Origin of the sequence: Mucilaginibacter sp., from assembly GCF_028288105.1 — a bacterium.
Taxonomy (GTDB): Bacteria; Bacteroidota; Bacteroidia; order Sphingobacteriales; family Sphingobacteriaceae; genus Mucilaginibacter.
Window position 1 is genome coordinate 1 of the sequence record NZ_JAQBOI010000023.1, and the last position, 11917, is coordinate 11917.

Genomic DNA, 11917 nt, shown 5'->3' on the forward strand with positions numbered 1-11917 from the left:
CTTTTTCGATATTGATAAGTATCTCTTTTGATTGCGGGGCATATTTGATAGCATTGTTTACAAAATTGACCAGTATTTGTTCAATTCTACCGGCATCTGCAAACACTTCAAGTGTTTTATTACCCACAGTTTTTATATTAAATATTCCTGCTGCCCGTACGTCATGGCAACATCCTTCAATAACATCACTAATAACAAAATGGGTTTTGTGTAAATGCAGCTGGCCTTGGTTTAGCTTGCTTACGTTCAGCAGGTCTTCTACAAGGCTGTTTACCTTTTCCATGCTTTTGTTAGCAACGCCTATTAATTTGGGCAGCATTACCGATGTAGGGTTATCCTTTAGCTTATCTAATAATTGCAATGATGCCTTTAAGCTGGTTATGGGGGTTTTTAACTCATGGCTGGCAATGCTCATGAAATCGTCTTTCTGTTTTAACAACTCTATGGTTGCCTCGTCCAGCATTTTTTGTACGGTAATATCCAGCGAAGTACCCACAAAGCGATAGGCAACGCCATCGGTATCAAAATAGGCTTTACCCTTAAATTTTAGCCATTTAAATTTTTTTCCTAAAGCTTCTGCCGTGCGAAATTCCTCATCGTATTCTCCATCATCCCGGCCCGCTAAAGCCCGCTTAAGTGCCTTATCTACCTTTTTGCGGTCTTCGGTATGTATCAGGTCAATAAAACGGTCATAGGTAATAGAATCATTTAATGAAAGATTAAACATTTCTTTGCAACGATGGTCCCAGATCAGTTCGCCTGTTAACGAGTTATAATCCCAGGTACCCAGGCCGGCAGCATCAACAGCAAGCTTCAAACGCTCCTTGCTTTCCTTAAATAGTTTTTCTACTTCGGCCAAGCCTTCTTCAACCTTACGCTTATCAGTAATGTCCTCAATAGCCAGTAGTATCAGTTGGTCGCCGTTTATTTTTTCAAATTGACGTGCATTCAGGCACATTACTTTGCGGCCAATGGTAGGGAATACGTGTGTTACCTGGTAATCGCTTACCACCTTTTTTTCGGGTAGTATCTTTTCCAGCATTTCCCGTAACGCCGGTATATCCCACTGCAGGTTACCCAAATCGTAAATATAACGCCCTTCAGTTTCTTTATCAGTTACCTTGAATTTAGTATAAAAGCCATTAGTAGCACGTTTTACACGCAAGTCTTTATCCAATATAATAAGCGGGTCGCCTATTGTATTAATGATACCCTCGGTGTAGGTGCGGGCGTTATTTAATTCCTCATTACGATCAGTTAGCTCGTTGTTTACAATATTTATTTCTTCGTTTGTGCTTTGCAGTTCTTCCCTTGAAGTTTCCAGCTCCTCGTTAATGGTCTGCATTTCTTCACTGCCAGATAATAATTCCTGATTGGCGCTTTGCAACTCCTCATAAACAGCTTCCTGCTCATCAGTTACTGCGCGCATATCTGCGCGGGTTTGCATCAGTTCGCTTTCCAGTTGTTCTATTCTCAGGTGGCTTAAATGGTTGCCGGCTTGTTCTGTTGTATCGGCACCTGATACATGGATATCGTGTGTAAGGTCTTCCTTAAATAGAACAAGATAATGCTGGTGTTCTGTACCTGGTAATGGAGCAACGTCCATATTTACATATGCCTGTTCGTTTCCCGATTTAAACAATACGCTACTTTTACTAACTGCTGTGTTTGTTTTTTTAGCCTGTTGTAACAAGTTTCTAAGCTCAAAAGCCAAGCCTTCTCGCGCCATTTTTAACAGATTCAGGCTTGCCTTGCCGCTGGGTAACGCCAGCCAGGTATCAGTTTTGCCACGAAACTGTATAATATCAAACTCATCGTTTATCAATACGCCCGACGGTGAATATTTTGCAAGGATAATATCATCAGCAATTTTAAAAATATCTGGTTTGCCGCTTTCCTTACGGATGCTTATATCAATATCTTTAAAGTTTTGTTCCCTGCCCCGGCTTGTTACGTGCATAAAACGGCTGTTTACACCTTTTTTGCGGAACAGTTTTTCCTGATGATTGTATGCTGCAAATAGTTCGGGATTATTATTTATGCTTTCAGATTTGCCAAGCAGCAGAAGCCCTTCTTCATTAAGCGCGTAATGAAATGAAGCGAGCGCCTTTTTTTGCAAAACAGGTTCAAGATATATGAGTACGTTACGGCAGCTAACCAGATCCATTTTTGAAAACGGCGGGTCTTTAAGCAGGTTATGATGTGCAAATACACACATATCACGTATCTCTTTATTTACCCGGTAGTTGCTGTTTTGTTTTGTAAAAAACTGCTGCAAGCGTAAAGGAGACAGCCCATCAAGGTCAGCTGGGCGGTATACACCGGCGCGCGCCTTTTTGATTGCTGTTTCAGAAATATCACTGGCAAACACTTGTATTTTTATGGCCGATGCTTTATCACCCATAAGCTCTTGCAGGCAAATAGCCATAGAGTAGGCTTCCTCGCCTGTAGCACAGCCAGCTACCCAAACCCTTAACGACCCATTATCTGCTTTCTGTTTTAGCAAGGCGGGGAAAACTGTTGTGCAAAGTAATTCAAAGCTTTCCGGGTCGCGGAAAAAGTTAGTAACTGATATCAGCATATCATTATATAAAGCGTCCTGCTCACTTTTATTTTCGCTTATATAAGATAAGTAGTGCTCAGGCTTACCAATATTATTAAGCGCCATGCGCCTTATTATACGGCGCTTTAAAGTGCTTTTTTTATAGTACGTAAAATCAACACCACGGCGGGTAAGTAATACCTTAAGCAGGCGTATAAAAACATCCTCATCTTTTTGTGCGGTTGCATCCAATAACTCTGTTTGCTGGTTATTAAGGTTAAAGGGATAGTTTATAGCGATTATATGTTCGGCAATTTTTTCTGGTGAGAGTACAAAATCTACAGTGCCTGTGTTTATAGCATTGGTGGGCATATCATCAAAAGCCGCTGAAGCTTTATCTTGTGCAAAAGTTATACCGCCATAAGCTTTTATGGCCTGCAGACCAAGCGTACCATCATCTAATAAACCCGATAGTACAACACCAATGGCATAACCCTGATGCACTGCGGCAAGTGAAGAAAAAAACAGGTCGATTATTTTAACCTTGTGATGTTTTTCATCTAAAGGGGCCAGTTTAAGTATCCCATCTGTTGCAGTAACTATTTTATTATTGGGAATGATATACAGGTTATCTGGCTCCAGGTGTATATTGTTTGTAATTTGATGAACAGGGATATTAGCCAGCTTTTTAAGAATACCAGGCAACAGGCTTTCATGTGTTGGGCTTAAATGTTGTATAAATACATAAGCTATACCCGATTTTGCGGGTACTGCTTGTAAAAACTGCTTTACAGCATTTAAACCACCTGCAGATGCACCTATGCCAACTACCGGGAATTGATTGGGGGAAACAGGCTCATCAGCTGCCCCTTTTATTTTAGTCATTGTATCGGCTTAATATTAATTAAGGGTAAGAGTAAGGGTATTTATGACTGCAATAATTATTGCAGAAAAACGGGCATTGTAAAAATGGCAAAGTAATTAAAGGTAATGTTAATTAAATTAAGAATATATATTAATTAGCCCTAAACTGCAGCTTTTACAAACCACATATCGGCATAAATGTTATCCTTAAAATTAATATTATGCCCTGGAGTAACGGAGATTACCCACCATCGTACAAAAACCTTCCCAAACCCATTAGGGAAAAGGCGGTAGAAATAGCTAACGCCTTGCTTATTGATAAGCACATGGACGAGGGCGCAGCCATTGCTATTGGCGTAAAAAACGCTAAAGAATGGTACAGGAAGCAACAAAAAGAAGAGAGAAAGTAATTATCTTTTTAATAAGGTAAACCAAACCCCTGTTAGCAAGCCTGCTGCCAGTGCCGCGGCTATGTATTTACGGTGCGATTTTGGTTTGCCAGGTAAACCAAAGCCTCCGTATGGGCTCATGCCATAATTTACGGTATTGAATAAGTTGCCGCTTGTAGGCGCAATGGGCGATGCTACTTTAAAATATTTGCGCATAACAGCACCTGTTAATTTGGTAGTAAGCCCTGGGAAGAGTGCATGTGTTAGTTTTAAAATGAGTGATGCGCTGCCCACAAATGTGCCCGACCGCGGGTTGTTGGCTACTTTAACCATTGCTTGGGCAAGCCTTTTAGGGTCATAAACAGGAGGGGCGGGCTTTAGTTGTTTGCCGGTATAGTTGCCTGCATGACTAATACCCGGGGTATCTAAAAATGCCGGGAACATGTCGCAGATATAAATTTCGGGCCAGTTTGCCAACTCACCTTTTAAAGCCGCAGAAAAGCCTGTTATACCAAACTTACTGGCGGTATATCCTGCCCCATATGGAACAGGGAAAAAACCGCCGATAGAAATATTATTGATGAGGATGCCATGTTTTTGCGTTTTAAAAAAAGGCAGTACGGCGTGCGCGCCATTCATGTAACCCAATAAGTTTATTTTAACAACCTGCTCATGTACCTCTATTGGCGTTGCGTCAAAATCGCCGGCTGCAAGCACCCCCGCATTATTTATCCAGATGTCAATTCTATTATGCCAGTCGTTTGCAGCATTAGCCAGGTTAATAACTGCTTTTGCATCGGTAACATCAGTAACAACAGTAAGTACATCAGCGCCCAGTTCGCGGCATTCTGCAGCTACCTCTTCAAGTGCCGTTTCGTTTCTGGCAGCCAGTACCAGGTTGGTGTGGTATTGTGCAAATTCTATTGCAGCAGAGTAGCCCGCACCGCTTGATGCGCCCGTAATAACTATGGTTTTCCCTGTTAATCTTATCTCTTTCATCATACCGTTATTTGTATAATAACTGTATTAACGAATAAGTGTTTTCGGCGAGGTTATATTCCCGAATAAGAAGTAGGCACCAGCATGGTAGACGTTATTTTGGATACCAGCAGCGCATCTGCATATTCAGGTACGGCGCTTATCTTTTTCCATTCGGGGTCACTGCCAAAAGCCTTCCAGTGGGCGGCTTTATCTTCCATATCTTTAAAGGTAACCATGTAAGTTAGGTTTGGCCTGTCATTACCAAAAATTGTTTCGCCGAAGAATACCGGTTTAAAGCCCAGGCGCTTAAAAATATCTATCTCGCCTTTATCATTAAACATCTCAATTTTCTTTTTACCTGCAGCCTCGCTGGCACTTTTATATTGGCGCAGCTCGAAAATACGTTGTTCGCGCGGTGGAAGTTGTTTCATTCGCATATGCATAAAAGCCTTCATTAAAGAAGTATCCATTCGCTCAAATGCAGGGTCGGAGGCGGGTGCGTTAAGAAAAGCGGCACCTTTTGCCCAGTATTCTTTATCGGTTTCCAACCTAAAGTTTAAGCCTTCCCAATGTACATAAGTGTTGTAAGGTACCAGCACATATAACTTAGTTTGCCCCGTAGGGTAAAGCTCAGTAAACACGCCTACCGGTTCGTAAATTTGCTTTTTAACCATGGGCACGTAAACATCCCTGAAGAAATCTTCGGTAATTTTTTGCTGCCTCTCGTCTTTAAAAGTATAAACCCTTAATTCATAATGTTCAACATACGGTGGTTTATCAGGTTGAGCCATGGCAATTGCAGGGGCTATAGCAGTGGCGGCACCACTTATTAATGATCCTTTTACAAACGAGCGTCTTTTCATTATTTAGAAATTGGTTGGGCTAATATATGGATTTATCCTATTCAAAATCTTCGTCGTCCTCATCCTCTTCTTCGGGCACATAATTGGTTATGGCCTGGCCAATGGCATCTACCTCGGCATCGTTATCAAACATTGGTGTTTCGGTTTCGGGGTTAAGCTTTAACCAAACGTTATCGGTGTCTTTTTCTATTTTGCCAAACTCGGCGCCTGCTTTAAATATGGTGTAAACGTTATTTTCTTCAGGAAAAACAGAATAAACTATTCCATTCACTAATAGGTCAAATGGGTCTTGCATGTTGTTGTAAATGATTAATAAAGGGCGCAATTTACCAATTTACCATTACAGCTTTTAATACTTAAAGAAAGTTTACGTGGCAATTGCTTTTTTAAGCACATACTTATTTACCTTTGCGCCCACAATTGCAGCGGTTTTAAGTATTAAAACTTTTGGCCGATTTTTAGCAGTACTATTAGCATGAAGAGAGTTGTTATTACAGGCCTGGGTGTTATATCGCCGGCCGGGAACGATATCAATAGTTTTTGGACAAACATTGTAGCAGGCCGTAGCAATGCCGCCAATATTACCCGTTTTAATGCAGAACACTTTAAAACACATTTTGCCGCCGAGATAAAAGGCTTTAATCCGGCCGGTCATCTTGATCGTAATGACATTAAACGTGGCGACTTGTATAGTCAATATGCCTTGGTAGCTGCTAAAGAAGCTATTGAAGATTCGGGTTTTGAACTGGATAAGATGTCCCCATTTGATATAGGCGTTATATTAGGTTCGGCACAGGGCGGTATGGAAACCTTTGAGCAGCAGGTACGGGAATATGCTGCTAATGGGTTTATGCCTCACTTTAACCCTTTCTTTATCCCTAAAACGCTGGTGAATATGGCCTCGGGGCTTATCTCTATCAAATATGGTTTTATGGGGATAAATTTTTCTGCGGTTTCTGCCTGCGCTTCGGCAAATACAGCTATTATGGATGCACTAAACTACATTCGTTGGGGAAAAGCAAAAATTATTGTAACTGGTGGTGCCGATGCGCCTATCAGCGAGGCTTCTATAGGCGGTTACAACGCTTTAAAGGCATTATCAACCCGTAACGACTCTCCCGAAACTGCTTCGCGCCCCTTTGATGTGGAACGTGATGGTTTCTTAATGGGCGAGGGTGCCGGTGTTTTAGTATTTGAAGAGTACGAGCATGCTGTTGCACGTGGCGCTAAAATTTACGCCGAAGTTGCCGGTGCAGCCATGACATCTGATGCATACCATATTACCGCCACCCATCCCGAAGGTAAGGGTGCTATACAGGGAATGAAATTTGCTTTGCATGATGCAGGCCTTAATGCCGAAGAGGTAAATTATGTAAATGCCCATGCTACATCAACATCTGTAGGTGATTTGAGCGAGGCCAGAGCTATAAATGCTGTATTTGGCGATAACGATAACCTTTCGGTAAGTGCCACCAAATCAATGACTGGCCACTTGTTAGGTGCCGCAGGCGCTATAGAATCTATAATTGCTATAAAAGCGATCACTGATGGTATCATTCCCCCAACAATTAACACGCATACTATTGACCCGGAAGTGCCTGCAAGGTTACACATTGTTATTAAAGAGGCTATCAATAAAAAAGTTAATGTGGCTTTAAGCAACACCTTTGGTTTTGGTGGCCACAATGGTATTGCATTGTTTAAAAAGGTGTAATAGCTTACAGGTTCTTTTTAATATACTTGTATTTTATTTATACCGATGGATAACAGTCTTTTGCTTAGCAGTATTGCCAAATATGTTACTCTTGATGAGCAAGAGGAGCAGTATCTGTTATCCCTTCTGCACTATAAAAAGGCTAAGCGCAAGCAACTGGTGTTAGAAGAAGGCGACATTAGTTCTAAAGTGATTTTTGTTACCGCCGGCTGCCTGCGCAGTTACGCGGTTGATAAAAATGGCACCGAACATGTGCTGCAATTTGCCCCGCCGGGCTGGTGGATAGTAGATATGCGCAGCTACATAACCGGCGAACCTGCACGACTAAACATTGATGCTATTGATGACAGCGAATATATCTTCTTCAATAAAACCGATTTTGAGGAACTAAACCTTAAAGTGCCCAAGTTTGAACGCTTTAACCGGATACTTGGGCAAAACGCTATTGCCACTTATCAGCATAGGCAAATAGATAATGCCATATTCGCGGCAATGGAGCGTTACGCTAATTTTTGCCAGCTTTATCCCTCTCTTATCAAAACCCTTCCGCAGAAACAGGTGGCATCATACATAGGTGTTACACCCGAGTTTTTAAGTAAAATGCTGAATACCACTATTGTTAAATAGTCCTCTTAATCTACATTAAGTTTCCTTCTTAATCTGCCATAAGTGTTGGCCTTAATCTACATTATTGGGCTGCGTGCACTATGCCGCTATCTTTGTTATATCAAAATCGAAAGATATGAAAAAGAAGATCCAACACATCCTTGCAGGCCGGGAGAAGCAAATAACCAAAGAAGAAACCGTTAGGCAGCCATTGCCTCACATGGATTTTAGGTTTGCTAATCCATTCATTGTTTTGCACCACATGGGGCCAAAGGATATTGCCCGGGGTCAGGAATTGCGAATCCATCCGCATCCGCACCGCGGCTTTGCACCTGTTACTTTTCAGTTACAGGGCGAGGGTTACCACAAGGATAGCGCAGGGCACAACGGTATCATTAAAGCAGGTGATGTACAGTGGATGTTTGCCGGTAAAGGCGTACTGCACAGCGAAGGCCCAACTGCCGAACTGTTAAAAACCGGCGGTGCGCAGGAATTGATACAGCTTTGGATAAATGTACCCAAAGCAAATAAATGGGATGAGCCAACCTATCAATCGGCCACAAAATCGCAGCAGCCACAGGTGTTACAGCAAGAGGGTGTAAACTTAAGACTGGCAAGCGGTAGTTACGATGGTAAAACTGGTCCGATAAAAAGCATAACACCGGTTGTATCTATTGTTGGAGAAATTATGCAAGGCAAACAGGTACAATTTACAGCAACCCCGGGCCACTGGACATTGCTATACATTGCTAAAGGCAGCGTAAATGTAAATCAGGAAACTGTTGGGCAATATAATTTAGTGGTTTTTGAAAAAGATAACGAAGAGATAATCCTAACCGCTGAAGAGGACGCGCAGATCTTGTTCCTAAGCGCTGAGCCAATTGAGGAGCCGGTAGCTGCTAAAGACAATTTTGTAATGAACACGGCCGAAGAAACCAACCAGGCTATTGAAGACCATAAGAACGGTTTATTCGGCACACTTGAATTTTAAAAAACAAAACTAAACATAAAACATACAGATCATGGAAAATACAATAAACGGCATACACCACATCACAGCAATAGCTGGCAATGCAAAACGCAATCACGATTTTTATACAAAAGTATTGGGCCAGCGCATGGTGAAAAAAACCGTGAACTTTGACGACCCCGAAACTTACCATTTATATTATGGTGATAAACAAGGTACACCCGGTACTATCCTTACTTTCTTCCCCTGGGAAGGCATTACTGCAGGCAGGAGAGGCGCAAGGCAGGCAACCGAAATTGGTTACTCTGTACCAGAAAATAGTTTTGATTTTTGGTTGAAACGTTTCGAAAAACACAACGTTACCTATAACAAGGTAGCAGAGAAATTTGGTGAGCAATATCTTACCTTTTTAGACCCGGATGGATTGAAACTGGAATTAATAGCGTCTAAATCTGCAGATACCCGTTTACCATGGGAAACTGATGAGATCAAAGCTGATAACGCGACCAAAGGTTTTCATAACATAACCATCACCACCAATAAAATGCAGCCAACTGCCGATATCTTAACTAATGTATTTGGCTATCGCTTATTAGAGCAGCATGTAAACCGTTTTCGTTTTATAACTGATGCGGTAGATAATGCCAACATAGTTGACCTGGTAGAGGTTGCCGGGGAAGTTGCCGGGCATGTAGCTGGTGGTTCAGTTCATCATGTGGCATTCAGGGTTAAAAACGAGGAAGTGTTGATGCAGTATCGTGATAAAATTGCCGCTTTAGGTTTAAACATCACCGATAAGATAGACCGTAACTATTTCTACTCATTATACTTCCGTGAACCGGGTGGTGTATTGTTCGAGATAGCTACTGATAACCCGGGCTTTAGCGTTGACGAACCGGTAGAAGAATTAGGTACACATTTAAAATTGCCTGCACAACATGAAAGATTCCGCAGCGCTTTAGAAAAATCATTACCAAAATTAGACTAAGCATGTACACACACAGCAAACAGATAAGCATTGGCGGTGCAACTGCCGCCAATGCAAAAGCTGCCCTCATTATGATACATGGCAGGGGCGCTTCGGCAACAGATATTATGCGGCTTGCCCGCGAGGTTAATGCCACGGATATGGCTATTTATGCGCCACAGGCAACAAATAACAGTTGGTACCCGTATAGCTTTTTAGCACCCGTAGAGCAAAATGAGCCAGCTTTAAGTTCAGCTTTATCCATTGTTGATGAGGTTGTTAAACAGGCAATTGCCGATGGTTTTAGTGCCGATAAAATATACTTTATGGGTTTTTCGCAAGGCGCTTGTTTAACGCTGGAATATATAACCCGCAATGCTAAACAATATGGCGGTGCAGTAGCTTTTACCGGTGGGTTGATAGGCGAAGAGCTGAATCTGGGTAACTATAAAGGTGATTTTGCAAATACCCCGGTATTGATTACCTCTGGTAACCCTGACCCGCACGTGCCATTGAGCCGGGTTGAGGAAAGTGTTGCCATACTAAAAGCCATGAATGCCAACGTTACCCTAAAAGTTTATAAAGGGCGTGCACATACCATTAGTTTTGACGAGATTGGTCTGGCCAATCAGCATGTGTTTATATGAAGAAGATAATTGATTACCTGCTGGCGTTTTGGACATCGCGCCAGTTTAAAAAAGTAAAAAAATGAATTACCCTGATATAGAACTGGTTAATAACGAAGCCATTCACAATTTTGAGCTTGTGATAGATGGGCACCGTGCTTTTATTGATTATAAAATAAAAGATGATAAGATCTACCTGATACATACCGATGTACCCAAAGAATTAGAAGGTAAAGGCGTTGCAGCAGCATTGGTAGAAAAGGCATTAACATATATCGAACAAAAAGGCTTAAAGCTGGTGCCTTTATGTGTTTATGTCCAGTTCTTTTTAAAACGCCATCCCGAGTGGAACCGTCTGCTGGCTTAATTATGGAAACATTTAAAGTAACCCGTGTTTATGCAAATCATGATGGCGAAAGCTGTTTCGACGAGGTGTTTTATCCTCTAACTGATGCCGGGCCGATTGGTCATCTCTCAGAAAAAGTAAAAATTAAAGAGTTGCTTTTCAGAAAAGTACCTGCCGGATATAACGATCTGCATAATGCGCCGCAAAAGCAGTACGTTGTTTTACTTGATGGCGGTGTGGAGATAGAAACATCAACCGGCGAAAAAAGAGTATTTAATCCCGGCGAGATCTTGTTGATGGAAGATACCACCGGCAAGGGCCACCGAAGCAGTAACGTTGAGCAAAAAGAACGTAGCTCCCTGTTCATTATCTTTTAAAGTAACAATACATCTATCCGGTGGGCGTGTACCATGCTTAACTCTACCGACCACGCAAATACCGTAAATTGTCCATCCTGCGAAGCTACCAAAGCAACGGCATCGTGCTGGTCGCTTACAAACTGGGCGGCTGCCAAATGGCGGCTCCCACCACTCTGGGCAGGGTGCATCCTCACTGCCTTGCCATCAGCAACAGGTTCGGTCATGATGATTTGCCCAACCGGGACGCTGTGCGCTGACCGTGCGGCTTTAGCACCAAAAGCAAGCAGATCGTATTTATCGGTTATAATGGTAGCACCATCCACCGCGGTAAAGCCACCAATTAAATCAATGGCCTCTAAAAGCGATTCCTTCCACTCCAGTTTTTTACGTTCCTGATCTGTTAGTTTCATCAACTCATCTATAGAACCATATGCGGGTATCACAGGGTATTTAACCGGTTGAACAATGGATTCCTTCCACTTGTTGGTTCCGGCCGGTACCATCAACACCAAACCACCGCGTTTATGCAGGCGCATAGATGCGGCCAGTTGTACCAGTACATTAAAAGATTCGCCCATATAAGAGGGCAAAGGCATATTAGCAAGCGATTTTAGTAATTGCGGGCAATCGGCTATGCCCATGGTGGCCTCGTCCAATACTTTTATCTGGTCGCCCTGTAAAACGGCAACA

At 42.3% G+C, this 11917-nt stretch carries 12 protein-coding genes and 1 pseudogene; 8 read left to right on the forward strand and 5 right to left on the reverse strand.

Translation table 11 applies throughout. The annotated features are described in order from the left end of the window. The coding region (locus tag JWQ85_RS01285) for a CheR family methyltransferase (protein WP_299462733.1) at window positions 1-3427 on the reverse strand (3427 nt) is incomplete at its 3' end. 200 nt (window positions 3428-3627) lie between these two features. Here JWQ85_RS01285 and JWQ85_RS01290 point away from each other — a divergent pair. After that, window positions 3628-3816 carry a hypothetical protein gene (locus JWQ85_RS01290; protein ID WP_299462736.1) on the forward strand — a complete coding sequence of 63 codons (189 nt, stop codon included), beginning with the start codon at window positions 3628-3630 and terminating at the stop codon, window positions 3814-3816. On the opposite strand, the gene JWQ85_RS01295 is transcribed toward JWQ85_RS01290, so the two are convergent. From JWQ85_RS01295 to JWQ85_RS01305, 3 genes are read right to left on the reverse strand one after another with little or no spacing between them, the layout of a single operon-like run. Continuing rightward, a complete protein-coding gene (locus tag JWQ85_RS01295; RefSeq protein WP_299462739.1) occupies window positions 3817-4797 on the reverse strand; it encodes an SDR family oxidoreductase in 981 nt (326 codons plus the stop codon). It lies immediately after the preceding gene. Window positions 4798-4847: 50 nt separating this feature from the next. Next, window positions 4848-5639 (reverse strand): NIPSNAP family protein, encoded by a 792-nt coding sequence (locus JWQ85_RS01300; RefSeq protein WP_299462742.1) that lies wholly within the window; start codon window positions 5637-5639, stop codon window positions 4848-4850. A 37-nt stretch (window positions 5640-5676) separates the two neighbouring features. Next, window positions 5677-5934 carry a hypothetical protein gene (locus tag JWQ85_RS01305; protein ID WP_299462744.1) on the reverse strand — a complete coding sequence of 86 codons (258 nt, stop codon included), beginning with the start codon at window positions 5932-5934 and terminating at the stop codon, window positions 5677-5679. A 180-nt stretch (window positions 5935-6114) separates the two neighbouring features. Here JWQ85_RS01305 and fabF point away from each other — a divergent pair, with 180 nt between their 5' ends. From fabF to JWQ85_RS01340, 7 genes are all read left to right on the forward strand, one after another. After that, window positions 6115-7353 (forward strand): beta-ketoacyl-ACP synthase II, encoded by a 1239-nt coding sequence (gene fabF / locus JWQ85_RS01310; RefSeq protein ID WP_299462747.1) that lies wholly within the window; start codon window positions 6115-6117, stop codon window positions 7351-7353. 45 nt (window positions 7354-7398) lie between these two features. Continuing rightward, window positions 7399-7980, forward strand: coding sequence for a Crp/Fnr family transcriptional regulator (locus tag JWQ85_RS01315; protein ID WP_299462750.1), 582 nt, complete (start codon window positions 7399-7401; stop codon window positions 7978-7980). Window positions 7981-8095: 115 nt separating this feature from the next. After that, window positions 8096-8950 carry a pirin family protein gene (locus JWQ85_RS01320; protein WP_299462754.1) on the forward strand — a complete coding sequence of 285 codons (855 nt, stop codon included), beginning with the start codon at window positions 8096-8098 and terminating at the stop codon, window positions 8948-8950. Window positions 8951-8981: 31 nt separating this feature from the next. Beyond that, the gene (locus tag JWQ85_RS01325) at window positions 8982-9917 is read left to right on the forward strand and encodes a ring-cleaving dioxygenase (protein ID WP_299462757.1); all 936 of its coding nucleotides are present in this window, start codon (window positions 8982-8984) and stop codon (window positions 9915-9917) included. Window positions 9918-9919: 2 nt separating this feature from the next. Continuing rightward, the gene (locus tag JWQ85_RS01330; RefSeq protein WP_299462760.1) at window positions 9920-10543 is read left to right on the forward strand and encodes a dienelactone hydrolase family protein; all 624 of its coding nucleotides are present in this window, start codon (window positions 9920-9922) and stop codon (window positions 10541-10543) included. 61 nt (window positions 10544-10604) lie between these two features. Then, window positions 10605-10889 carry a GNAT family N-acetyltransferase gene (locus JWQ85_RS01335; RefSeq protein ID WP_299462763.1) on the forward strand — a complete coding sequence of 95 codons (285 nt, stop codon included), beginning with the start codon at window positions 10605-10607 and terminating at the stop codon, window positions 10887-10889. A gap of 2 nt (window positions 10890-10891) precedes the next feature. Continuing rightward, window positions 10892-11245, forward strand: coding sequence for a hypothetical protein (locus tag JWQ85_RS01340; protein WP_299462766.1), 354 nt, complete (start codon window positions 10892-10894; stop codon window positions 11243-11245). On the opposite strand, the pseudogene JWQ85_RS01345 reads toward JWQ85_RS01340, so the two are convergent. Further along, a pseudogene (locus JWQ85_RS01345) lies at window positions 11242-11917 on the reverse strand (hypothetical protein); the annotation flags it as partial. The gene JWQ85_RS01340 and the pseudogene JWQ85_RS01345 overlap by 4 nt on opposite strands.

Excerpts from the sequence above, each read along its gene's own strand:
- JWQ85_RS01290 (WP_299462736.1), top strand. The coding sequence starts at position 3,628 with ATGCCCTGGAGTAACGGAGATTACCCACCATCGTACAAAAACCTTCCC.
- JWQ85_RS01295 (WP_299462739.1), bottom strand. The coding sequence starts at position 4,797 with ATGATGAAAGAGATAAGATTAACAGGGAAAACCATAGTTATTACGGGC.
- JWQ85_RS01300 (WP_299462742.1), bottom strand. The coding sequence starts at position 5,639 with ATGAAAAGACGCTCGTTTGTAAAAGGATCATTAATAAGTGGTGCCGCC.
- JWQ85_RS01305 (WP_299462744.1), bottom strand. The coding sequence starts at position 5,934 with ATGCAAGACCCATTTGACCTATTAGTGAATGGAATAGTTTATTCTGTT.
- fabF (WP_299462747.1), top strand. The coding sequence starts at position 6,115 with ATGAAGAGAGTTGTTATTACAGGCCTGGGTGTTATATCGCCGGCCGGG.
- JWQ85_RS01315 (WP_299462750.1), top strand. The coding sequence starts at position 7,399 with ATGGATAACAGTCTTTTGCTTAGCAGTATTGCCAAATATGTTACTCTT.
- JWQ85_RS01320 (WP_299462754.1), top strand. The coding sequence starts at position 8,096 with ATGAAAAAGAAGATCCAACACATCCTTGCAGGCCGGGAGAAGCAAATA.
- JWQ85_RS01325 (WP_299462757.1), top strand. The coding sequence starts at position 8,982 with ATGGAAAATACAATAAACGGCATACACCACATCACAGCAATAGCTGGC.
- JWQ85_RS01330 (WP_299462760.1), top strand. The coding sequence starts at position 9,920 with ATGTACACACACAGCAAACAGATAAGCATTGGCGGTGCAACTGCCGCC.
- JWQ85_RS01335 (WP_299462763.1), top strand. The coding sequence starts at position 10,605 with ATGAATTACCCTGATATAGAACTGGTTAATAACGAAGCCATTCACAAT.
- JWQ85_RS01340 (WP_299462766.1), top strand. The coding sequence starts at position 10,892 with ATGGAAACATTTAAAGTAACCCGTGTTTATGCAAATCATGATGGCGAA.